General features: G+C 56.1%; 19 protein-coding genes and 1 pseudogene. 18 read left to right on the top strand and 2 right to left on the bottom strand.

Annotated features, from left to right (window positions below; all coding sequences use genetic code 11):
* Nucleotides 1–483: 483 nt before the first annotated feature.
* The 9 genes from ABD890_RS25195 to ABD890_RS25155 all read left to right on the top strand — a co-directional run bounded on the left by ABD890_RS25195 (nucleotide 484) and on the right by ABD890_RS25155 (nucleotide 6,561).
* Entirely contained in the window at nucleotides 484–1,530 is a 1,047-nt protein-coding gene (locus tag ABD890_RS25195; protein ID WP_345095818.1) for a hypothetical protein, read from the top strand.
* Nucleotides 1,530–2,423, top strand: coding sequence for a hypothetical protein (locus ABD890_RS25190; RefSeq protein WP_345095817.1), 894 nt, complete (start codon nucleotides 1,530–1,532; stop codon nucleotides 2,421–2,423). The genes ABD890_RS25195 and ABD890_RS25190 overlap by 1 nt, the downstream gene beginning before the upstream one ends.
* Nucleotides 2,424–2,494: 71 nt before the next feature.
* On the top strand, nucleotides 2,495–2,818 hold the full coding sequence (locus ABD890_RS25185) for a hypothetical protein (protein WP_345095816.1): 324 nt from the start codon (nucleotides 2,495–2,497) through the stop codon (nucleotides 2,816–2,818).
* Nucleotides 2,811–3,119, top strand: a complete 309-nt coding sequence (locus ABD890_RS25180) for a hypothetical protein (protein ID WP_345095815.1) — start codon at nucleotides 2,811–2,813, stop codon at nucleotides 3,117–3,119. Before ABD890_RS25185 ends, ABD890_RS25180 begins: the two co-directional genes overlap by 8 nt.
* Complete coding sequence (locus ABD890_RS25175; protein ID WP_345095813.1) at nucleotides 3,116–3,598, top strand: hypothetical protein; 483 nt, start codon at nucleotides 3,116–3,118, stop codon at nucleotides 3,596–3,598. The genes ABD890_RS25180 and ABD890_RS25175 overlap by 4 nt, the downstream gene beginning before the upstream one ends.
* Complete coding sequence (locus tag ABD890_RS25170; protein WP_345095812.1) at nucleotides 3,595–4,740, top strand: C1 family peptidase; 1,146 nt, start codon at nucleotides 3,595–3,597, stop codon at nucleotides 4,738–4,740. The genes ABD890_RS25175 and ABD890_RS25170 overlap by 4 nt, the downstream gene beginning before the upstream one ends.
* A gap of 8 nt (nucleotides 4,741–4,748) precedes the next feature.
* Nucleotides 4,749–5,048, top strand: coding sequence for a hypothetical protein (locus ABD890_RS25165; protein ID WP_345095811.1), 300 nt, complete (start codon nucleotides 4,749–4,751; stop codon nucleotides 5,046–5,048).
* A 2-nt stretch (nucleotides 5,049–5,050) separates the two neighbouring features.
* Nucleotides 5,051–5,644 (top strand): TlpA family protein disulfide reductase, encoded by a 594-nt coding sequence (locus tag ABD890_RS25160; RefSeq protein WP_345095810.1) that lies wholly within the window; start codon nucleotides 5,051–5,053, stop codon nucleotides 5,642–5,644.
* Nucleotides 5,645–5,748: 104 nt separating this feature from the next.
* Complete coding sequence (locus ABD890_RS25155; protein ID WP_345095809.1) at nucleotides 5,749–6,561, top strand: DNA-methyltransferase; 813 nt, start codon at nucleotides 5,749–5,751, stop codon at nucleotides 6,559–6,561.
* Here the strand turns inward: ABD890_RS25155 and ABD890_RS25150 are convergent.
* On the bottom strand, nucleotides 6,532–7,329 hold the full coding sequence (locus ABD890_RS25150; RefSeq protein WP_345095808.1) for an IS5 family transposase: 798 nt from the start codon (nucleotides 7,327–7,329) through the stop codon (nucleotides 6,532–6,534). The two genes, ABD890_RS25155 and ABD890_RS25150, sit on opposite strands and share 30 nt — an antisense overlap.
* 655 nt (nucleotides 7,330–7,984) lie before the next feature.
* Here ABD890_RS25150 and ABD890_RS25145 point away from each other — a divergent pair.
* Together ABD890_RS25145 and ABD890_RS25140 are read left to right on the top strand one after the other, a co-directional pair.
* A complete protein-coding gene (locus ABD890_RS25145) occupies nucleotides 7,985–11,485 on the top strand; it encodes a P-loop NTPase fold protein (RefSeq protein WP_345095807.1) in 3,501 nt (1,166 codons plus the stop codon).
* A gap of 15 nt (nucleotides 11,486–11,500) precedes the next feature.
* Entirely contained in the window at nucleotides 11,501–13,192 is a 1,692-nt protein-coding gene (locus ABD890_RS25140; protein WP_345095806.1) for a hypothetical protein, read from the top strand.
* Between the two features lie 182 nt (nucleotides 13,193–13,374).
* On the opposite strand, the gene ABD890_RS25135 is transcribed toward ABD890_RS25140, so the two are convergent.
* Entirely contained in the window at nucleotides 13,375–14,265 is an 891-nt protein-coding gene (locus tag ABD890_RS25135; RefSeq protein ID WP_345095805.1) for a tyrosine-type recombinase/integrase, read from the bottom strand.
* Between the two features lie 377 nt (nucleotides 14,266–14,642).
* Here ABD890_RS25135 and ABD890_RS25130 point away from each other — a divergent pair, with 377 nt between their 5' ends.
* The 7 genes and pseudogenes from ABD890_RS25130 (at nucleotide 14,643) to ABD890_RS25095 (ending at nucleotide 22,779) form a co-directional block, all read left to right on the top strand.
* On the top strand, nucleotides 14,643–15,092 hold the full coding sequence (locus tag ABD890_RS25130) for a hypothetical protein (RefSeq protein ID WP_345095804.1): 450 nt from the start codon (nucleotides 14,643–14,645) through the stop codon (nucleotides 15,090–15,092).
* A 234-nt stretch (nucleotides 15,093–15,326) separates the two neighbouring features.
* Nucleotides 15,327–16,634, top strand: coding sequence for an efflux RND transporter periplasmic adaptor subunit (locus ABD890_RS25125; protein WP_345095803.1), 1,308 nt, complete (start codon nucleotides 15,327–15,329; stop codon nucleotides 16,632–16,634).
* Nucleotides 16,635–16,646: 12 nt separating this feature from the next.
* Nucleotides 16,647–20,095 (top strand): annotated as a pseudogene (locus ABD890_RS25115) (efflux RND transporter permease subunit).
* Nucleotides 20,096–20,136: 41 nt separating this feature from the next.
* The gene (locus tag ABD890_RS25110) at nucleotides 20,137–20,835 is read left to right on the top strand and encodes a hypothetical protein (RefSeq protein WP_345095798.1); all 699 of its coding nucleotides are present in this window, start codon (nucleotides 20,137–20,139) and stop codon (nucleotides 20,833–20,835) included.
* A 14-nt stretch (nucleotides 20,836–20,849) separates the two neighbouring features.
* On the top strand, nucleotides 20,850–21,050 hold the full coding sequence (locus tag ABD890_RS25105; RefSeq protein WP_345095796.1) for a hypothetical protein: 201 nt from the start codon (nucleotides 20,850–20,852) through the stop codon (nucleotides 21,048–21,050).
* Between the two features lie 72 nt (nucleotides 21,051–21,122).
* A complete protein-coding gene (locus ABD890_RS25100) occupies nucleotides 21,123–21,458 on the top strand; it encodes a hypothetical protein (protein ID WP_345095794.1) in 336 nt (111 codons plus the stop codon).
* 445 nt (nucleotides 21,459–21,903) lie between these two features.
* Entirely contained in the window at nucleotides 21,904–22,779 is an 876-nt protein-coding gene (locus ABD890_RS25095; RefSeq protein WP_345095792.1) for a DUF1559 family PulG-like putative transporter, read from the top strand.
* The last annotated feature ends 53 nt before the right edge of the window (nucleotides 22,780–22,832 follow it).

The following is a 22,832-nucleotide window of genomic DNA, read 5'->3' as shown; positions in this document are numbered from 1 at the left end:
GGATTCCTGCCGTGTTTCTATTCTTCGGTTTGATGGTCGTGGCCTGCGGAGGGCTACTTCTTCTCGGTTCCGGCAACAAGCTAGAAACAAACCGCGTTCGAACTGGAAATGTCGTCGGCATCTACTCTCCAGGGAAGAATGATGTCCTGGCTGGGGCCACCTCGGCTGACTTGGACCGTCTCACGCAGTTGTCGGTCGCAGGAGACGAGATTGGTGTCAAAGAAATGATTTTGCAGCGGAGGGCTTTTCTTCTTGAATACGCTGTTCCGGTGCGGGTCTTGAGCCGTACGATCCTACAGGCTGAGGTTCGGGTCCAAGCTGGAAGACACGAGAACCGAGTCGTCTTCGTTTCGACCGAACGTCTTGCACCGTTCCAAGAAGACGACAAGAAACCTACTCCCAAATCGTGACCTTGTTGAATTCGGGCGAGCTCGACAGAACTGGACAACATTTACGTCCGTCATTCTCTCGAGCTGAGGCCTCATGTCTGTTGTCGATCACAAACTAAGTTGGAACGGAGCCACGGGTAGTTGGGAGTCGAGTGGCAAACGCACCTATGCGGCCATCTACCTGGTGCGGACGGACGATCCGCTCGACAACATCGTCACCGTCAACAACTACATCGTGTCGAATATCCTGGCCCTCGGCTCGGTCTACGCCTACGGCAACGATATCGACTACGAGGCTTTTGCCCAGCAGATCGCTCCCCAGCGGATCGCCGGATCCTCTAGGCGTTGGCTCGTCACCATCAGCTACGAGACGATGGATGACGAGAACGAGGAGAACAAGGCTGGCAAGGATGAAGACGGCAATGCCTCGACCAATCCGCTCGAATGGCGAGATGTCCCTTCGGTCTCCCGGCGTGCGGTGACCGAACCAGTCCGCCGGGCCAAGTTCCTGCAGGACGTCCGCTTCATCAAGGAAGGCTCGTATGGCGTGCCGATGAACCAGGCAGGGCAAATCTTCGACCCGCCGCTCGAGCACGAAGTCTGGCACGAGATCTTGCGGATCGAGCACTACGACGATTATTTCCCCAACGATTCGGAGGACTGGGTCGGTACGGTGAACTCGTCGACAGTCCAGGTGAATTACCCTTATGCCAAGTTCATCCGGACCTGGACCAAGTACAAGGAAAAGCTGCTCGCCTGGGATGGAGTCTGGCAGCGGGTCAACAACGTCGATTGCTGGCGATGGACCTTAGAGTTCGAAAACAACCGCCGCGGCTGGCAAATCAGTGTCCCCAACATCGGCACCTATGCCCGGGCCACGGTCGATCCGCTGGGGGACTATACCGACTTCGACGAGAACGGCGAACCTTACGATGCCACCGCCAACCCTGCCCCCGAAACCGGAATGCGACAACTACGCGACGCGACCGGGGCGCCTCTTACCGACCCGATTCCATTGGATAGCAACGGGCGCCCCAAGCCGCCTGGTGACGACGTGGACTTCCTGGAATTCCTGGTCGACGACGAGAAGGATTTCAACGTCTTGCGGTCGACCTACAAGCTATTCGGGAAGGAGCCCTAATGAGCGAAATCAACGACTTCGACACGCTGACCTCGGAACAGATTGTTGCCGAGTTACGGAAGGCCCAGCGCGAGGTGCAAAACCTGCGGCGACAGTTTCACAAGTTGGCCAAGAGGCAACAGCCCACCAGTATCTATTTGGCTCGTGTCACGGAAACGGCCGCCGCCATCGATGGGAATGTCGCCGGCCGAGGCAAGGCCCGTTTGCTGTCGGTCACCTCGTCCGGAGATCTGGCGGAAAAGTCTTCACCCACGACCTTCTTCAACGCAGGTCAGCGAATGGCCCAGGTCGGGGACGTGGTGACGCTGACCCGCGAGCCGCACAGCGGGCGACTCCTGGTCAGCGCGGGAGCCGGTCAAGGCGACGCCCCCTTCGATACCACCGAGGCGACACTGCCGGCAGCGGTTGGGACTGGATTCGGCAACAACGTGACGCTGCTATTCGGCGAGAACGTCGCCAACACACCGGCACCAACTGCCCGCCAGGATCTGACCCTGACCGGAGCCTCTAAGGCTCGTGTCGGCACGGATGGGTACCGGCGAGTACTCGCGACGTTGTTTGCGGCTCAAAGCGACACGAGCTTCAATCCGTCGCTACCGATGAAGTTCGCCGTCGAGCTGTGGTGCCAGCGGGGACGGCTGGGCGGAAACTTCCATACGGCCGTCTTCACGATTCCACCTCGCCAGGTGTACGGCGACGACGGATCGGGAACCGTGGCCAATCGCAACGTCGGCCATTCGACCGACTCGGGTGGGCAGCTTGCCTATCACGCGTTTAGCGTGCTCTTCTCGGACAAGATGCAAGCGGGGGACGAGCTCTACCTGCTGGCCAGGTCGCAGGGCAATCTGAAACTAAGAGCCCAGACGGTCATCGGACCGGCGGTCGTTCTATGACCTAGACAGATGCGCACCCCCAACGCACGATCGCGTGCATGTTTCCACCAGAACGTATGCGAGGGTGAGCCATGGCATTTCAGTTGTTCCAAGGGACCTTAGTCGAAAACGCGAAGGACCGCTTGGCCGAGATCTTTTCCTGGTCGGCATTCGGTGGCGTCTTTCAAGATCTGCTCCAAGACCTGATGCAGGCAGCAGCGTTGGAACTCGAGAAGAGCGGCGCCGAGAAAAAGCAGATGGTCCTGGATGGCCTCGCGGGGTTCCTCGACACCGTGCCACTTCCAACGTGGGCTGTATTCTTTCGCCGCTGGATCAAGGCAGGCTTGCTGGTCCTGGCCGATGGGATCATCGACGCGGTTTACCTGAAGTTCAAGGAACAGATCAATCATGAGTAGTGGCGTCATCATCGGATTCCTGGGGGCCATTCTCGTCGCGGTTTACCAGGCGTGGACCAGCTCCGGGGGAAAAACGTCCAAGACCCAGGCCAGCACAAACGTGGCGGACCTGCTCAAGCAGAAATCGTCTGTGGCACTGCCCGTACTTACCGAGCGGAAAGATATCTCCGAGCGGGAGGCCCACGCTTTGTGGATCCGCACGCGGGACTTTCTCGCCAAGAATGGCGGACCCGATGCCGTGGAAAAAGCGGCGGTGCTCTTTCACGATCGCGTGATGTTCGGGCCGGAGGCAAGCGAATGAAACCAAGCACGATGATCATTCTCGCGTTTCTCACGGTGGCCGCCTATTCCGCCGCGTCGCCGTATCTGCCAGGCAGCGTGGTTCCTTCGTCGCCGGTCGACCCAGGAGGGCCGAACCTATTGGCGGTGTTTCAGAAATCGGACCATCCCGACCAGGCAGCCAAGGATGCCGGAGACTTCGGCGACTTGTGTAATGCGATCGCCGACGGCATCGATTGGGATGGTCAGCAGACCGAACCGCTGCTGACCAACGGTACCCAGCTGTACAACCTCAGTCGCGTCGGCAGATACGTCGAACGGGAGAAGCGAAGCTATTCCGATTTCTACCAAGACCTGGGCCCGGTCATCGGCAGCTACCTGACGGAAAAGGTGGGCAAGGATGGGGGCAAGATCGACCAGGCCAAACGCGCCCAGTGGGTGGCCGCCTATCGGCAGCTGGCCAGGTCGGCACATTACGCGAGTGAGGTGTTAGGACGATGACCAATCAGCAAAAGCAGTTCACTTCGGCGATCTCCTTGATCCTGCTACTCACCGGCGGCCTAGCTGCCATTTCTTGGCTGCAGACCGGCAGCGAGCGAACGGCACCCACACCTGAGGAAGTTCGCCAGGGAGCTCCCTCGGCCGATGTGCTGCCGGCCGCGGGCGAGCCGGGCGAGGCTTTGTTTGGATACGATCCCCATCCGGAAGAGCAACGCGAGTTCCTTCGTTCGCTTCCGAAACCGACGATTCGTGAAGCGGGGCCGGGACTTTTTCAGGCGATCGGCGATCCGCAAGAAGTGCTGCTGTACCGAGCCCTCTACAAGGCTTACGAGAAGAAGTATGGCAATGCGTGGGTGGTCGGCCGGCAAGGGATCGGAGATTGTGTCTCCTTCGGTTGGGCGCATGGAGCCGACATTCACCTGGCGATCATGTATCTGCGGGGCGACTCGGCCGACTTCAAGCTGGTGGCCACCGAATCGATCTACGGCGGCTCGCGCGTCGAGGCCCGGGGCGTTCGTACCGGTGGCTGGTCCGACGGAAGCTACGGAGCTGCCGCGGCTAAGTGGGTTCGCGAGTGGGGGCTGGTCTTTCGAGACGAGTACGACGGGGTCGACCTGACGACTTATTCTTCGCGACGAGCGAAGGACTGGGGCTATTACGGCAACGGCGGTCAGGGAGACCACGGCAAGCTCGATAACGAAGCAAAGAAGCACCCGGTCCGCGACGTCGCCCTGGTGACGAATTTTGACGAAGCGGCTGCCGCGATTGCTTCTGGCTATCCCGTGCCGGTCTGCTCGGGCCAAGGCTTCACTTCCCGGCGAGACGCCGATGGGTTTGCCCGCGCTGCGGGATCGTGGCCCCACTGTATGTGCTTTATTGGGGTTCGCCATGGTGACCGCCCTGGCCTGCTTTGTTTGAACAGTTGGGGGCCGAGCTGGATCGATGGTCCCAAGTACCCAGACGATATGCCGGATGGCTCGTTCTGGGTCGATCGTAATACCGTCAACCGCATGCTGGCCGGACGCGACTCCTACTGCGTCAGCGGATATGGCGGCTTTCCCTTCCAGGAAATCAACCACGCCGACTGGGTTCTGGCCGACCCGGTCGGTGACACGGAAACGCACTTCGCGTTAGTTCCCTAGGTGGTGTCATGAAATGGTCTCATGCTTTGTTCGTCGCGGTTGTTTTGCTGTTCGGTGCGTATGCCCTGGTCGATCGCACGGCTGACGTGGTCAATGGCCCCGGCGGAGTGAATCCCGAGCAGCACGACACGCTGCGAAAACGGATCGTCCGCGTGCTGGCCAATTGGCTGGTCGATCGAAACATGCAGGACAGCGGGCCGCCGGCAGAGCAGTCGCCCCGCCCCTTTCTCAGTCACGCGCCGGCCCAGGCTCCCGACGAGTTCCTGATGCAGGCTGGCGCACCGCTTGATCATTCGGAAGGATGGTAGAAATGCACGGAATTTTCGCGATCGCAGTCTTGGCAGCTCTCTTGCTCACCTCGACCGCCCAGGCCGACGTGCCCCGCGCCCGGGCCGCTGTGGCGATCGCCTACGCCGCGATTACAGGGCAGGCCTCGGAGATCGACGGGATCCCGGATCCGCCGCCAGGGCCCCGCCCCGAGCCCGACAGCGGCAAGGCAGCCCCGGGCAGCGGCTTTGTTGCCTATGACGATGCCTATCACGCCCTGCAGGACGAGGGTAAGCCGCTGGTGGTGATGGTCACTGCCAGGTGGTGCCCCGCCTGCCCGGCGACGAAAGAGCGGCTTTTGGCGACGCACCAGGCGGGCGAACTGGGGGACGTGTCGCTTTCCCTGATCGACTACGACCTCGACGCGAACATGCGGGGGAAGGTGCTCAAAGGCTTACCGCAGAAGCTGCCGGCGATCGTGCTGTATCGCCAGCGGGCCCAGGGGCACCAGCAGGAGCATTTCACCAATACGACAGGCCGGTCAGCGGTCGACCGGTTGAAGGACGCGCTAAAGCGTCCTGTGGCGATGGAAACCAGCAAGACGGCGGTAGGGACCTATTGCCGTTTTTGCAAGTGAGATCAGGGATGGAACCAGCTCCAGGAGGGAGCTGCGGCTGGGGGCAAGGATGCCCCTGGCCTTATTGATTTAGCACCATTGAAGTAGCAACAAGAGACGACACCATGAAGTGCATTTACGATGCCGACGGACAAACTCTGTACCAAGGGGACTGCCTGGCCGTGCTAGCTGAGCTGAAGCGTCAGGACCAGCAGTTCGACGCGTTGATTTCTGACCCGCCCTACTCTTCCGGCGGCCTGCATGCTTCCAGCCGCAAGGCGACGACCAGCAGCAAGTATCAGTCGAGCGACGCCAAGAAGAAGTTTCCCGACTTCCTGGGCGACAACATGGACCAGCGCAGCTACCGAGCCTGGGCGATGCTCTGGCTGGGAGCGGCGATCGAGCTGCTCAAGCCAGGTGGGATCGTCTGTTTGTTCACCGACTGGCGGCAACTACCGACGATGACCGACGTGCTGCAGGGCGCCGGCGTCCTGTGGCATGGCGTGGCGAGCTGGGACAAGGTGAACGCCCGGCCGCGGCTGGGCGGGATCTCGCAGCGTTGCGAGTTCGTGGTATGGGGCTCGAAAGGAAAGCTCGAGCGGAAAGGCCCCTCGCTACCAGGTGCCCTGCGTCATAACCTGGTCCCCTCTGCCCGCCGCGTCCATTGCGCCGAAAAGCCGGTGGAGCTGATGACCGACCTGCTGAAGCTGATCGCCTGGCGAGAAGACGCCGCCGTGCTGGATCCCTTTGCTGGAAGTGGGACGACACTGGTCGCAGCCCGGGAATTGGGGCTGCGTGCGGTAGGGATCGAGAAAAGCCCGGAGATCGCCGCGATTGCTTGTGAGCGATTGTGTGGTGAACAGGTAACGGATACTAGGCACTGTCCGTTAAACATACCGCAGCAGTCGTTACATGGCAGCGAGTTGGACGAAGGCTAGGTAGGACGAGGTTAGTTTATCGTACCGAACGAAGACACGGCGAGATACTTTGAGCCATCCGATGGCCCGCTCCACGATGTTTCTTCGGCGATAGGTTTTCGGATTGAAGTCCTCCGCCGGGGCTTCGTTGCTCTTCCGTGGAATCACGACTTGGATTCGCTTTCGTGCAATGTGCTCGCGGATTTCCGCGGAGCCATATCCTTTGTCACCGGCAATAGCTTGTGGTCGATGACCGATCCAGTCCACCGGGAACAGGCTGTTGGCCAACAGTCGCTTGAGTTCCTGGGACTCGTGTCGTTGGCCAGGTGAGGCAGTCCACGACATCAGCAGGCCGTTGGCATCGGTGAGCACGTGAAGCTTCATCGAGTATCCGCCGCGAGACCTTCCGAGTGCGTTCATTTCGTCGTTCTCCACGCTTTGCGGCAACATGCCTGACGCACACCGGTGAGCTCGAATCACCGTTCCGTCGACGCACCACAGCGAGCGATCGACATGTCCGCAGGCATCTGCCTGATGCAACAACGCCGCGTAAACTTCGTCCCACAAATCGTTGTCGATCCAGCGTTGGAAACGATTGTAGGCGGTCTGCCAACTGCCGAACTCCGCCGGCAAGCTTCGCCACGGGCTGCCCGTGAGCAAGATCCACAGAATCGCACTAACAATACGCCGATGGTCGGCCCACGGCCTGCCTGGCCGCCTCGAAAACTTAGCCGGAAAGAAATCCCGGATTGCATTCCACTGATCATCCGTGAGATCATGATGCGACATTTGGCTTCCTGCATTTGAGTCACCTTGGTCGGCAAGACGGGAAGTTTGCCAGATGTGCCTGGGCAAGAAAATATCAACTACGGGATATTGCCTAGATCAAATCGATACCAGTGTCCGAGATTGGTATGATGAAGCTGGCGTAGATATCCACCCTAGCACAGGGTACTCGGAAGATACAGAGTGCGAATCGATAATTGTGGGGAATTATTCATGAATCGATGACGGGAAAGTCGTATTGCAGATGGCGGATACTCCGAATGTACCCATCTCTAAGTTCGGATTCACTATTGATGGGAACGCTTAAGAGTTATGTATCTGCCAGAATCACTGATCCTGCGATACGCAGCTGCAGCATTCGATACGGACAAACGCTATTGGTCCCTGGCAGAGGCAGATTGGCAATTCAATGGTTCGTTGAAGTTCAACGCGGCCACTCAAACCTTCAATTGTGATACCAGTGGGACAATGTCGACAATCCCAACATGACGACGATGGACGCAAATTTCACGCCCACACAGGACATTGGCCAGCCGCAAAGTCCTGGATTTATCTCTTAGAATTATGGCTCTAATAATGTTGATCGCACTCTTCGATGGCGCATAATAACGCACTGCAAAATCGAGTTGCCCGACAAGTTTCGGTATGAAAGATATTGATGGACGGGAAGCAATTGAACATTAAGGACATACTTTCCAACTCTCCAAGAGTCTTGCTGCTTGGACAGAGTGTTTTTCAGGATGCTACGAACATTAGTTCGATCGATGAGGCTATTGCCTCAGAAACAGGAAAACCTCTATACGAATGGTGGTTCGATTCGGGCGAATCGCTTCAAGATCGGGCATCACGCAGCAGTCGGCTTGGCGAAGCGGTAGTCCTTGACGAAGAAAGAAAAACACTCTCAAAAGTTGCTTTTCGATGCATCTACACATCAAGTATTGAGGTCGGAATTCGTCGTCTATTCGAGGTAAAAGGGAAACGGCAACTGCGTTCTCGATTTGGGGCTCTTGATACCCCTGACAATCGCTTTCTCACCGTCTTTTGGCTGTTCGGGGCGGTTGAACGCGATACGTTGGCTGAGATGCCGCCGCTCAATATGCCCAGCCTCCGACAAAGAAGATCTGCAGCACATGAGATGTTGCATCCGCTTGCTGAGATAGTTGGACCAACTGGTGTTTTGTTAGTTGAAGGCTGGCGTCCAAGCCAGAAAGACTGGCTCAGGCCTATTGATCTTGCCCTCCACATATCAATGCTATCGGAAGGTCAGGTTCATCTTTTTGGTTTAGATGAATCGGATCGCCAGGAATTGGAAGGCTGTGATGACTTCATCGATCTAATCGAGTCAGGAACAGTAGTTGTTCATGAACGAAAGCTTTCTAGCCTCGTAGCGGAACTGGATGCAGAGGGGATTAAGAGCTTTTCTGATCCAAGAGTTACCGATCCAGATAAGATTTCAATTCCGATGCTGCCTTTTACGCCGACTAGAGGTAGCCGCCACGACGATTCCGAGTTTCTTCAACTTACACTTCCAACTCCTGAATATCGTCGTCTAACAGAGACATTTCAGTTTCTGGCAAAGCGTTATTTCTCAGAACTGCTTGATGGTACACCGCGAGAACTGGAAGATGAGTTCAAACGGTTTCTACGCAAGTCGCCGAATTCGCAATTGGAACGCGTTGAGCAATTTGCATTCAAGCGTCCAGTTTTCAAAGAAACAGTTCTTTCTAATGTGTTGGAATTCTTGGATAAGTCAGCACCACAGGATTTTACGGTCGTATTGTCGGGCCAGAGCGGAAGCGGAAAGAGCACGATCGTTTCGCTATTAGCGGTGGAGCTGAGAAGGCTCGGGATTCCTGTCCTCATGATTGGACAACAATTTGTCCGTCCCAATATCGGCCACATAGACCAAACGCTGCGGTACGTAGAAGGCGTTTCATCAACCGCCTCTGCCATTATCTGGGATGGCTTAGAAGAACCTGAAGAATATCGCCAATTGTCGCTGCAGTTGGCGGGGCTCGGTAGAAAAGCACTTGTGGTCGGAACTTCTTACACAGATTCAGCAACCTCAACAGGAATAAGTTCCGAGACTAAGAGTCGAATGCATGTCATTGATATTCCGGTTGAAATCAGTCCGGATGAGCGAAAGAGCCTGATTGGTCACTTCTCGAAGTATTCCCCCGTATTGTCGGCGTCTGTCAATGACATAAGGGATTATAATTACAAGAATATATTTACTCTGTTGTATTTTATTTCGGATGCTACGCGAGTTCCATTAAAGGAAGGTGTGATTTCTGAGATCGAAACTCATATCCAGAAGCTCAGAGCGAGGGTTCAGGTAGAACTGGATAAGGCATCGTCGAATGGCGGTTCATCCGGCGCGATTCAAATTGCACTACGTGAGGCATTGGGTGATCGATTGGTGGGAATCGCGAGTGAACCACATGAAGATACCAGTGAGGAGATCTGGAGTGAAGTCATACGTTTAGTAAATGCCACAATGGTAACGAGTTGGTTGGGATTTGAACTGCCTCAATCTATCGCGCTTCGTCTGCTAACCGTTGATCGTCATCTGGCCTATAAGACAGCGTTCGAGGCATTTCCCGCCTTGACTACTCCAGATCGACAGGATGAACAACATACTTTGGCAGCACGGCAACCGCTAGAGGCTGAGTTGTGGTGCGAGCGAAGGCTTCCCTTAAATCGAGATAGATTTTCCGTTATCAAAGAGTTGGTGCTCAAGATTGAGCCGTCAGAGGGACGCAATGAGAATTCACAGGAACTGAACTTTGTGATTCGTGCGCTGCAGGCGATCGGACCTCAGGGAGCTCAGACTCATCGGATGAAAGAGCTTTACTATGAACTGTCCGTACTTGTGGGAGAACTTGCTGAGCGCATCGGATATTTATCGCCAAGGCTTTCGCTTCTAAAGGCAAATGCTGCTCGTGAGTCGGTGCAATTGACTGAATCTGCCATGGCGGCAAACGAAACAGAGCAGGCTAAGCAAAGATTAGAAGAAGCGAACTCTACTCTCATCGCGGCCGAAAATGAACTCCTAGCGAACGCTAGAGAATCTTCATTGACCTCTGGTCAACGTTCTTTGCTTTCTGCTGTTTCAACCGAACGAGCTGCTATACAGGGAGTTTTACTACGTCGAGTTTGTGAGAAGCTGGAGGATAAACCTAAGCCAACGCAGTTTGCCGAAGTGGGGGTGTTGTTCGGTTCTGCACGCAATGCTTGGCACACTTCAATTTCCTATGATGAGGAAAACGTCCGAGCATATGACACCGCCTGTTGGATATCTAAGCGATATTGCGATACTGGGCCGCTCCCTCAAAGTACCAAGATCGAGATTCTTGCAGAATGGAGCGAGGTTCTGGATCGCTATTCCCAACTTGATCTTACGCCCTTTCAGCAGGGATTGCTGGCGCAACGGGAGTCGGAGCTCGGAGAAAGTCTGGGAGACGACGCTAAAATTGAACAGGCCGTTGCGAAACTCGCTGAGAATCAGCCATCGGCAGCAACATGCCTTATGGCGAGAATGATAGCCAGACGAGGGTCTCCCTCTGCTGCCCTTTCGTATATTAAAGAAAAGTCTGGAGAAGCATATCTCACTGATCAATGGCTGCTTCCGCTCTATTACCGGCTTTGGTGGAGTTCAGTGACCGGAGGTAGTGTATTCTTCGAAGAAATACCCCATTCGCTGGCATTAACCATGGGAGTATGGGGGGAATTGCGAGAGCTTGCTAATTCGAGGATCCAGTTGGAATCTGAGACGGATAGTCGCCTCGCACTATTTCACTTGGCTTGGTCAAGCCTGCAGTTGAGGCGAGGTGTAGACGCGCTACAGGCTTTTCAGCGTCTGGAAACGGTCAGTGTTGGTTCGTATCGTCGAGGAAGGGCCCTTGCTGTTCTCTCCGACGAGGCTGGTAAACCATTGGAATTCTTTGGCGAAACTAGATCAAGTAGTCGAGGCGTTGCATCCACTGCGAAAGCCTGGATTCCTGAATTGCGGATTGAAGTTCCATATAAGATCTATGAGTTTCAAGATACTCCTCGGCGAGTGGGCGAGCCATTTGGCCCTTTCCATATCGCCATGAATTATCGCGGGCCATTCGCCCTATCTCTTGTTCAGTTTTCAGCGTCTCTTAAGGCTAAGTAGTCGGAAGGTATGGCGATGCAAGCTGATTGGAATGCGGTTCCAGTCGCCGCGCTCGGGCCGGACTGGTTGGAAAACGATTTTCGCCAGAGCGTTGTAGAACTGTTAGAGACACAGGCAACTGTCGCCTGGATGCTTGTTGACTCAGATGATGAGGGAAGTTTTCTACTCAACCAGATTTATTCAGTCGCTGCATGTCTTGGTCGCAAGAGTGATTCTTTTTATCTAACAAGCCCCGATCCAATCCCCGGTTGGATTGAGCTGATTGGGGACTCTGAAGAATCAGGGGATTTGTTCGAAGTTGGTCAGGCAGAGGTAATACTGGTACATGGTACTCCAGCAACACCTGTTTGGTTTTGGCGCGAGCAACTGCCGTTGCTGCGTGCCATAATTAGATCTCTTGATGGAATCCTTGTTCTACCGGTACGTCGAGAGAACTGGGATGTCATGCGAGAGCTCTGCGAGGGAGATCATGTTCTTGAAATACCTTCACTGGAGCAGGCACAAGCGAAGGTTGTCGAAGAGTTGTGCTGCAATTTAGTTTGTGACGTATTTCCGGAATTGCTCGATGGACCAGGTGTTGATCGCGATGATGTTCGGCGACGTGTGGTGAGGAGTATAAGGGAGGGAAGGCCCCAATCACGTCAGACAATCAGGATATGGCTAGAAATGTATCATGAGAAAATTACTCGCGAAGAGTATATAGATCTTCCTTCAGCCATCGCGGCGGAGCCGCCTCCACCGGCAATGCTCGCAGATAGATTATGCGTTCCGATTGTAAGTAGGCAAGAATTGAGTCAGCGATTCCAGGCTTCTTTGAGTAGAGTCGAAAATGCGGTGGCGAGGGCCAAGCAAACTATCGGTCGAGAGATTCTATGGAATATGCATCCGATGAACAGCCCATTTGATTCTCCCGACCCGAAGCATTGGTTCGATTCCGTTGTGTCATACTTGTCATGCGTAGTGTTCGATGCCGGCGATCATGGTTTGAATAGTTTGCTAGACTTTAGCTATGACGCAAGTCGTAACGATGTGAAAGGTGAACCTTTAACATCCTTCGGTGGGACATTGAGGGTGCTTAGGACAACAGCTCAGCATGGTTTGAATCCAAGACGAACAAAGGATGTCGAAAAACTTACCGCTGCAAAGGATTGGTTCGATGGAGTTGTTGGCGTTCCGGTACCGAGAAAAGATCACTGGCGAGTTCTAACATTGGCTTTGATCGAATTGTGGGAGTCTCAGGTTTCAGGGTTTGAAACATTGATTACCAAGCTCCCTGTTTGTCCATCAAAAGCTGCCGTGCTGGTAAAGATTGACAAAGATGCGAAACTACCCCCTAGGGTGAATGTTGCTCAAGCCTTCGAGGATGTAGTTCAAGAGCTGGGACTGACGTTAGACGCTCAGGAACTCTGCGATCGTTACTTTGAAGATTGCAAGAATCAGCTAAAAAACGCATGTGTACTTCCCCGCGAGTGGGATAGTCGGTTAAAGGGCATAGCTGAGGAATTCGTCTTAAGTCACATCGCAAAATGCCCAGTCGATGGGAGGTGGTTAATCGACAATGGAGTGCCTAGCGGCCCTGATCTTGGAAAGTTTCACGCTCGGTTTTGTAAGACATGGGCGGAATCTGCTGGCATCACGTCTGACGAATTCCTTGAGGATTGTAAGAACACGATAAGAGCAGAACTCGGCGACGAAGAGGCTATGTAGATCACAAGAGAAGTTGATCTGGGTTGCAGGTCACAGAGTGAAATCAATTCCTTTCGGTCTCCCGTGTTCGACTACATATCAGTCTCCGCGCGATGGTGAGACTTTAGCTGCAACCGTGGTCGCAGTATTGTAAAACACCATCGCGATTCTCAAACCGAATCCGGAAATCTCATTGATATTCCCTACTCCCGTCGCATCTCCGAAAGCGGCTTCAAGATCGTACAGGCCGGGCGATCTTCGACAATCGCCGGATCGAGATAGCTATCCTGCGTGACGCGGGCCGAGCTGTGGCGGAATAGATAGGTCGCGTCTCCGCCGTTCTTCTGAACGTGGCTGGCGAAGCTGCGGCGCATGCAGTGGAACTTGTGCTTTCGACTTGTTGGCAAGCCTGCCCGCTTCAGGATCTTCTCGTAGCGGTTGTAAAACGTCTGCTCGCAGTGGGGCCACGGAAAGACCTGGTTGTGATGGTGCCGCCGCATGGCAACCAGGTCGTTCATCAGCTCGGCCGAAATCGTGTAGACCATCCCCCGCCATTTCCCTTTACGAATGGTTGGCGGCAGATCGACCGTGCAGGCATGTCGATCGAGCATGTCCCATTGCATCTTGAGCGTTGCCCCGATCCGTTCGCCGGTCTCCCACAGGAAGCGGTGCAGGTTGATCCACCAATCGCACGCCGGGATACCGTCGATCTTTCCCTCTACTTGCTGCAGCGTTTCGTGAAGCGTGGCGAGCTGCCGTTCATTCCAGGCCCGCGGCACGATGTGCGGCTCAGGGATTGGCGTGAAGGTGGGCCAGTACTCAACCAAGCGTCGTTTCGCACACCAACGCCAGATGGCGGCGATGTAGCCGAGCTTTTGATTCACGGTCGCCGGACTACGCGGCTTGCTCTCGAGCATCCAGCGGGCGAACTTCAGGACCGAGTCGTCGGTCAGGTCGGTCAGTTCTGGCGGCCGGCCGAGCTGCTGTTCCCATAGTCGGAACGTGATCTTGTAGTGCCGCTTGGTGCATTCAGAACGAATCTTCAGATTCGAGGGAAGGTAGAGGTTCTCGTAGATTGACGAAAGCGTCTCCATCGATTGGGCCTTTGCATGTAGTCCGTGAGGTAGGTTGTTTAAAAACCCTAGCTCACGAGTAGAAGATGGTTCGCGCATCATGCGTGATCGCGAATCCAATCCGCTTTCCCTGCTGGCCGACCGTGGCGAAGTTGTCCGGAAGCTGTTGGAGTGGGATATCGCCCACTTCAGGTCTTCGCGTCCTTGGACGCCAAGATTTTTTTCAACCCCGGATTTTCCGGGGTTTTTTTATGCGCGGTCGTGATCGAGCGGACTGGATTGGGTGGGGCTATCGAATGCGGGGATCCTCTTTTCGAGGGGCTTGCAGCTTGATCTTCGGCGGGCGTCGGCCTATTCTTTCCCCTAGTCGAGATTCGTGGACCTTTGCTGGGACCAGTATGCGTAGCGTGGTTTCCTTTTGTTTGATCTTCTTTTTGCTTGTCGGGCAGTCATTCGCTGCTGCGCCGCACTGGCATTTTGATCAGACAGAGGTGGAAGCTGGCCAGCACGCCGACCGGCCGCACGTGCATTGGCATGGCGACCATGATCATGGCCATCACCATGCGGTTCGAACCCAGCAGAAAAAGGTCGAACCAGCGCTACCCCCGACTTCCGAATCAACCGAGCATGAGGAAGATGCCTGGTACGGCACGATCGTCGATCTGGCGGTCGGCAGCGTTTCGGTCGAATTGCCAGAGCTGTCGCTGATTGCCATCTGGCAACGGTCGCTGTCGGAGCAGCTTACGGCGGCGATGGTTTCCCCGACCGATTCCTCCGGGCAAGCGATATCAGATTCTCGGCACCCCAGGTGCGCGCTCTACGTGCAGCTTCTCTCGATTCGCTGCTAGTTCTCTCTCGGCATGTGCGGTCGCACGGTTCGACGTGCCCGCCTCTGCTTCCGCCGATCGTTGATGTGATGTCCTGAAGTTCAGGATGGTCTTTTCGCAGGTACGTTTGCTTGCGTCGTTTTGGAGTTTAGATCGATGCGTATTCCCGGACCTCTGCGCGCTGTTTTCGTAGCGTTGGTTGTCGTTGCGGTCGTGGCCGTAGCCTTTGCAACTCGAAGAGAGTGGCTGCCTTCGTTGTCGGCCTCTGCCGAGCCGGACGAAACCGCTGCGATGCCAGCCCCGGTTCAAGAGCCGAAGGTGCTGAAGCTTTCGTCGCAAGCGCGAAAGAACTTGAACCTAGTGGCGAAACCCGCCAAGCCGCAGACTTACTGGCGAACGATTCAGATCCCTGGGATCGTCGCCGATCGCCCCGGCGAGACCGATCGTGGAATGACGTCGCCCGCCGTAGGTGTCGTCACCGAGATTCACGCGTACCCTGGTCAAACGGTGCGGCCTGGCGAAAGGCTCTTCACCTTGCGGCTGTCGAGTGAGTATCTGCAGAACACGCAGAAGGAATTGTACACGACCACGAAAGAAAAGCAGATTGTCGAGGAGGAACTGACGCGTCTGCGGCCTTTGGCGGCCAGCGGTGCGTTGCCAGGGGCTCGGATTATCGAGCTTGAAAGCCAGAAGCGTCGGCAGGAAGCGTTGATTCAAAGTCATCAGCAAGACCTACTGGCTCGCGGACTGACCTCGCAGCAAGTCGATCAGGTCGCCCAGGGCGAGTTCGTTCCGACCGTGACCGTGACGGCGCCTCCGTTTCACTCAGCAACCCAGCCGGTCGCGGATGGGCCCGTTTCGGATGATTTGTCAGCGATCGATCACAGCATGGTTGCCTACGAGGTGCAAAACCTGAACGTCGATCTCGGCCAGCAAGTACAGGCTGGCCAACTCTTAGCGACGCTGGCCAATCATTTGCGGCTTTATATCGAAGGGCATGCCTTCAAGCGGGAAGCTCCATTCCTGGAAGACGCGGCCCAGAACGGCTGGAACTTGACAGTCGAGTTCGCTGAGGACCAGCCGAAACATTGGCCGCAGCTCAACCAGCGGTTCGAGATCCAGTATCTCTCCAATGCGATCGATACCGACAGCCGGACGTTCGATTTCTATGTGCCGCTGACCAATCAGTCTCGCCTGTACGAAAAAAATGGCGAGACCTTTATCGTCTGGCGTTTTCGGCCAGGGCAGCGCGTGCGACTGCATGTGCCGGTCGAAGAACTGCAGAATGTGCTGGTCTTGCCGACGGCGGCAGTCGTGCGAGAAGGCCCCGAGGCGTTTGTATTTCAGCAGAACGGCGACTTGTTCAATCGTATTCCGGTGCATGTGCTGCACGAAGATCGCATGAACATCGTGATTGAGAACGATGGCAGCGTGATCCCTGGTTTGTATCTGGCCCAGAACGGAGCTGCGTCGCTCAATCGTGTACTGAAAGCCCAAGCGGCCAGCGGTGTGCGAGCGGACGTGCATGTTCACGCGGACGGAACGGTTCACGCCTCACACTAATCGGAGTGTCTCATGCTTAATGCCGTTATTCGTTTCGCGCTGCAGTATCGATTGCTGGTAGTGGTCGTTAGCTTGGCGATGCTCGTTTATGGATCGTACCTCGCGACGCAGATGCCAATTGATGTCTTTCCGGATCTCGACCGCCCCCGCGTCATTATCATCACCGAGTGCCCTGGCCTGGCGACCGAAGAAGTCGAAACATTGGTCACCCAGCCGATCGAGATCGCGCTGTTGGGGGCCAGTGGCGTGCAAGCGGTGCGCAGCCAGTCGACCGCCGGCCTCAATGTGATTTATATCGAGTTCGACTGGGATACCGAAATCAAAACGGCCCGGCAAACGGTGCAAGAACGCCTGGCAACGCTCGGCGGTATTTTGCCGGAAGGCGTTCGGCCGCAGATGACGCCTCCCGCTTCAATTATGGGGCAGATCGTCGTTGCCGGGATTTATCGACAGCAAGGTCCGCGCGGGGGCGAGCTCTACCCGATCGGCAAGAGCGGTCTGCTGGCGGAAATTACGTTCGATGAATCGGGACAGCGTTCGCTGGAAGTGTGGCGGCCGACGGTTCGACACAATGTCGATCGTTGGGAGAAGATTTCAGCCGAGGTTATTCGCTGGAATGACGTGCCAGCCGACGCGACCTCTGCGATTGCCATCACGCCAACGGCAACCTTGATGTTCGATGGCAAGACGCACGAAGTAGAACTCCCTTCCGAGGCATCTCGCCAACTCGCCTTGCGAACCGTTTGCGACTGGGTGATTCGACCGCGGATCTTGAAAGTGACCGGAGTGGCCGAGGCGTTTGTACTCGGCGGCGATCGAAAGCAGTATCAGGTTCGCATCGATCCCACGGCATTACTCGAATACGACGTCACGCTGCAGGAGGTCGAACAAGCCCTCAAAGAGAGCAACATCAACACCAGCGGCGGGTTCGCGGTGACTGGCGAAACGGAACGCCCGATCCGAATTCTGGGGCGGCTGGGGCCAGAGCCCAATCGAGTGCTGTACGACCTGAGCCAGGTTCCGATCAAGTTCGATGGCGATCGCCCGGTCTGCTGGAACAAGTGGCTCGGATCGTTGAAGGAGCCGAGTTCAAGCGAGGCGACGGAAGTGTGAATGGCCGCCCGGGGGTGGTGTTCACGATCGTCAAACAGCCGCATGTTGATACGCGCGGATTGACCGGGCGACTGGAGACCGCCTTTGCTCAGTCGGAGGCGTCCCTGCCAGCTGATATCGTAATCAACCCCGAACTGTTTCAGTTGCGCAACTTCATCGATCGAGGGATCTTCAACGTCGGCGAGGCCCTGGTGATCGGGGCGACGCTGGTGATCATCATTCTGTTTTTGTTCTTGCTGAACTTCCGCACGACGTTCATCACCCTCACGGCCATTCCGTTGTCGCTGGTGATCACGACGTTCATTTTTCGGCTGATCGGTTTCGTGTCCGGTTCCGAGTTGTCGATCAATGTGATGACGCTGGGGGGAATCGCGGTCGCCATGGGGGAACTAGTCGACGACGCGATCGTCGATGTCGAGAACATCTTCCGCCGCTTGAAAGAAAACAACGCCCTGGAAGTTCCTCGGCCAGCGATTCAGGTTGTGTACGAGGCGAGCAAAGAGATTCGTAGTGCGATCGTGTTCGGCACGGCGGTGGTCATCCTCGTATTTCTGCCCCTGTTCGCTTTATCCGGGGTCGAAGGCCGATTGTTCACGCCGCTGGGCGTGGCGTACATCGTTTCGATTCTCGCGTCGCTGTTGGTTTCACTAACAGTCACACCGGTCCTGTCATACTATTTGCTGCCAAATGCCCCGGCGACCCATGCCGAGCACGACGGCTTTCTGCTGAGGTCGCTCAAGTGGATGGCGAGCTACTTAATTCGTTTCAGCTTGAAGGCCCCTGCCCTGCTGCTGATTCTCACTTGGGTCGGTGTGGCGTTCGCTGGCTGGCAGATGGCAAATCTCGGGAAGAACTTCCTGCCCGAGTTTGACGAAGGGAGCGTGCAGATAAATGTGACGCTGCCCCCAGGGTCATCGCTTGATGCCTCGAACATGGCATCCGGTTTGATCGACGCCAAGCTCCGCGAGATGCAGAAGTCCGACCGCAATCCGTACGGGGCGATCCTGCATTTCGTGCGTCGAACCGGACGGGCCGCGATGGATGAACACGCCTCGCCAGTGAACGCGGGCGAATACATCTTGAGCATGAATCCCGACGCCCAGCACGAGCGAGATGAGATCATCCAGCGTCTGCTCGACCAGCTTAGTGACGAGGTACCCGGCGTCTCGATTGAAGTCGAGCAGCCCCTCGCCCACTTGATCAGTCATATGGTCTCTGGCGTCTATGCGCAGATTGCCATCAAGATCTTCGGCGACGATATCGACAAGCTGCAAGAGCTTTCGGAACAGGTCAAAGCAAATATCCAACAGATTGAAGGGGTCACACCTCCGGTGATCGAACCGATCCAGCAGACCGAAGAATTGCACATCGACCTGCGAACTGATGACCTGGCGTTCTATGGCATTACGCGAGGCTATGTTGCCTCGGTTTTGCAAACGGCCCTGCAAGGAGAAGTCGTTTCGGAAGTGCTGGAAGGGCAACGCCGGTTCGACTTACTCGTTCGTTTGGAAGAAGAGCATCGGACCGACTACGCCAACCTCGGGCGGCTGCGGATCGATCTGCCGAACGATCAGGGACAGATCGAACTTCGCGAGATCGCGAACATTGGCCCTGGGGCTGGTCCCAATGCCGTCAATCGCGAGAATGCTCGGCGACGAATCGTGATCCGCTGCAATACGCAAGATCGCGATCTGGCCAGCGCGGTGGCCGCCATTCAGGCACGTCTCGATCGGCAGATCGAACTGCCCGAAGGCTATTTCATCGAATACGGCGGTCAGTTTGAAAGCCAACAACGAGCGACCCGGACGATTCTGATCCTGGCGGCTGTTTCGGTCGTGGGGATGTTTGTCGTGCTGATGGTCTTGTTCCCCTCGATTCGTGTCGTGCTGCAGATTTTGAATGCCTTGCCGACCGCGTTCATCGGAGGTGTGTTGGCCCTGGTGATTACCGATCAAACCCTAACCGTGGCCAGCCTCGTCGGTTTCATCTCGCTCGGCGGGATCGGGGTTCGCAACGGCATTCTGCTGGTGACGCATTACTTCCACCTGATGAAGGAGGAAGGCGAAGACTTCACGCAGGAAATGATCGTCCGAGGAAGTCTCGAGCGTCTGGCCCCGGTTTTGATGACCGCCCTGACGGCTGGCATTGGCTTGTTGCCGCTGGTGATCGGTGGGCAGGAACCAGGTCGCGAGATATTGTACCCGGTGGCGACGGTGATCCTCGGCGGACTGGTCACGTCCACCTTCTGCGAGTTCTTGATTCACCCGGGCATCTTCTGGAAATTCAGCGGCCAGGAAGCATTGCAACTGGCCCGTGCGGAAGCGTCTGGCGAAGAGATCATTCCTTAAACCAACCATTTTGATAAGCACCCTTTTCAAGGAGCAATACCATGAAAACTAAACTCCGAACCTGGTTTCCTTTGGTCGCGGTAATCGCGGTCGCAGGGTTCCTGGGATGCAGTAGCGAACCGGCCGGTCCCAAGGTATCTGCCGGTGGCGAAGAAGAACATGGCCATTCGCATGGTCCTGGCGAACATGATCATGACCACGGCGAAGAAGGCCATGGGCATGCCCCGGGGCCGCATGGTGGAACGCTTGCCGATTGGGGCGGCGGCACTTTTCATGTCGAGTTCACCGTCGATCATGCTCAGAAGCAGGCCACCGTCTATATCCTGGGTGGCGACGAAAAGACGCCTTCTCCCATCGATGCCGAGTCGGTGTTGCTGACGATCCAAGATCCGGCGATGCAAATCGATCTGGCTCCCCAGCCCCTGGCCGATGATCCCGCCGGCGAGGCGTCACGTTTTGTTGGCACTAACGAAGGCCTGGCAACGGTCAAAGAATATGCCGGGACCTTGAGTGCCGCAGTCGATAGCACCCCTTATGCTGGCAACTTTCAAGAGGAAGCCAGTGGCCATGCTCATGAACACTCGCACGGTCCCGACGATGCCTTGGTTTGGGAAGGTGAGCCGAAGCAGCACGCCGGCATGACCATCAAGTTGGGGCATCACGGCAGTCATCTTCATAAAGGGAAGAAGTCGAACCAGCCGTTGCCATTACCCGCGACGGAAAGTCCGTCGACAGCGTGAAGGTGTTCAATGCCATGGTGACGGCCGATGGCAAATCGGTGCTGGCCGAGGAAGTCGCCACGGTCTACGAACCAGAAACCGACGAGGAGCCAGCCCACTACGCCCAAGGGGGCTTGATGATTCCAGACTCAGCGGAAGCGGTTGCGATTCGATTCCGGATTGTGCCGGCTGAAGGCGAATCGGTTTCGTATGACGTGCCGATCGTTGTCGAGTAAACTTCCGCTTGCCAATGCTTGCCTGGGGCGATTGGGCCCTGGCCAATGGGTTTCCAGGGAAAGAGGTGTGCCATGTTGTTCCGTGCGATTGTCGCTGGTTTGGTGGTCGCGGTTGTTTCGCAAATTGCCGACCGGTTCCCCCGCCTTGGCGCCCTTTTACTAACGCTGCCGGTCGTCAGTATCGTGGCGTTTGTCGCCGTCTGGTGGAAAGACCAGGACGTGGGAACGATCACGCGGCTCTCGCGCGAAACACTGATCCTGGTTCCGCTTGGCCTCCCCTTCTTCGTTCCCTTGGCGTTTGCCGACAAGCTTGGGCTGGGCTTCTGGGGAGCCTTCGCACTGGGCATCGTTCTGGCGTCGATTACAATTGGAGTTTGGTTCGCTTTGGGACCTAAATCTGGCGGCTAATTTCTGCTCTCCCGTAGCCTACGGAGAAGCCGGTTTCTTGACGCCTTCGTTCGACGGAGGGGTGACAATCCGTCGAACTGCAGGGGTTATCCGGTGCCCGAGAAAAGTTCATGTTACGGGTATGCGCGATCGGCCACGCGTTTGCCGTGTTCTTCCCCATAAGGCGTTTGTAGTTGCGGTGAACCCACCCTAATATCGCTAGAAAACTCCTGCGAAGGATGCATCGATATTTTCGCGAGTCCAGGTGGTGGGGCGAAATCCAATAGTTGGAGCCACCTGGGCCCGCTATTTAAAGCTTCGGGGTAGCCTCTGGGGGGCTGGGGCGTATTCGTTCTTCAAGTTCTCGCGGACCGGGGGCCGTCGATTTTCCATCGGCATGACACGGCGGGACAGCCGTTTCTCAATCATCTCTCGTCTTCCGTTCGTGCAAAGGCCTTACTTCTTCATGCGACAGACTCAGCAAATGCGGCGTGGATTTACGCTGGTGGAATTGTTGGTGGTGATTGCGATCATTGGGGTATTGGTTGCCCTGTTGTTGCCAGCCGTGCAACAAGCACGCGAAACTGCCCGGCGGATGCAATGCACCAACAATTTGAAACAGATGGGCGTCGCCCTGCATAACTATCACGACACCTTCCTCGCCTTCCCAATGGGGCAGTTGAAGCATAACCACTTCGGCAACGACTGGGACCCAACGACCTGGTCGGCCGCGATTTTGCCCTTCATGGAACAGCAAACCGTTTACGAACGAATCCAGCAGGAATGGGCCGCTCGCAACTGGGAGTTCGACCGCGGTTCAGCCGGCGTCGGCGCGACCGTGATCCAAGCTTATGTTTGCCCTTCCGACCCTGGTTCAGAAAAGCAGCAGGAATACCACCAGGACATGGCCAAGTCGAACTACAAAGGCTGCCTCGGCAGTTCTTTGCCAGCCGACAACGACTACGCGCGTTCGACTGTGAATGGCATGTTCGGCACGAACTTCTCGACTCAGATGCGAGATGTGATCGACGGCACCTCGAACACTATCTGCGTTGGCGAAGTCGACTCGGCGAAGAACCTGACGGGTCGCTATGCAACCTGCTGGGTGGGGACCGATCATGTGGGCTGGCACGACCGAGCCTTGGGCCTGGCGGACGACGCCTATCCGATCAACAAGTTTGGCGGCAGCCGGCCTTATCGTGCTTACGGTTCTTTCCACGTCGGTGGAGCGAATTTCTTAATGGTGGATGGCAGTGTGCGTTTCATGCCAGAAGTAATTAGCGGCACGCTTTACGAAGCGTTCGGCACCATCGCCGGCGGGGAAGTGGCGACCGTGCAATAGCCACGATCCCCTTCGTAAATCGTTGCCCCATGGGCTTCGGCTCCTGTGCGCGG

Source organism: Bremerella cremea (assembly GCF_039541315.1).
Classification (GTDB): domain Bacteria; phylum Planctomycetota; class Planctomycetia; order Pirellulales; family Pirellulaceae; genus Bremerella; species Bremerella cremea.
The sequence above is the reverse complement of the archived record's forward strand: the minus strand, read 5'-3'. Positions and strand labels throughout refer to the sequence as shown.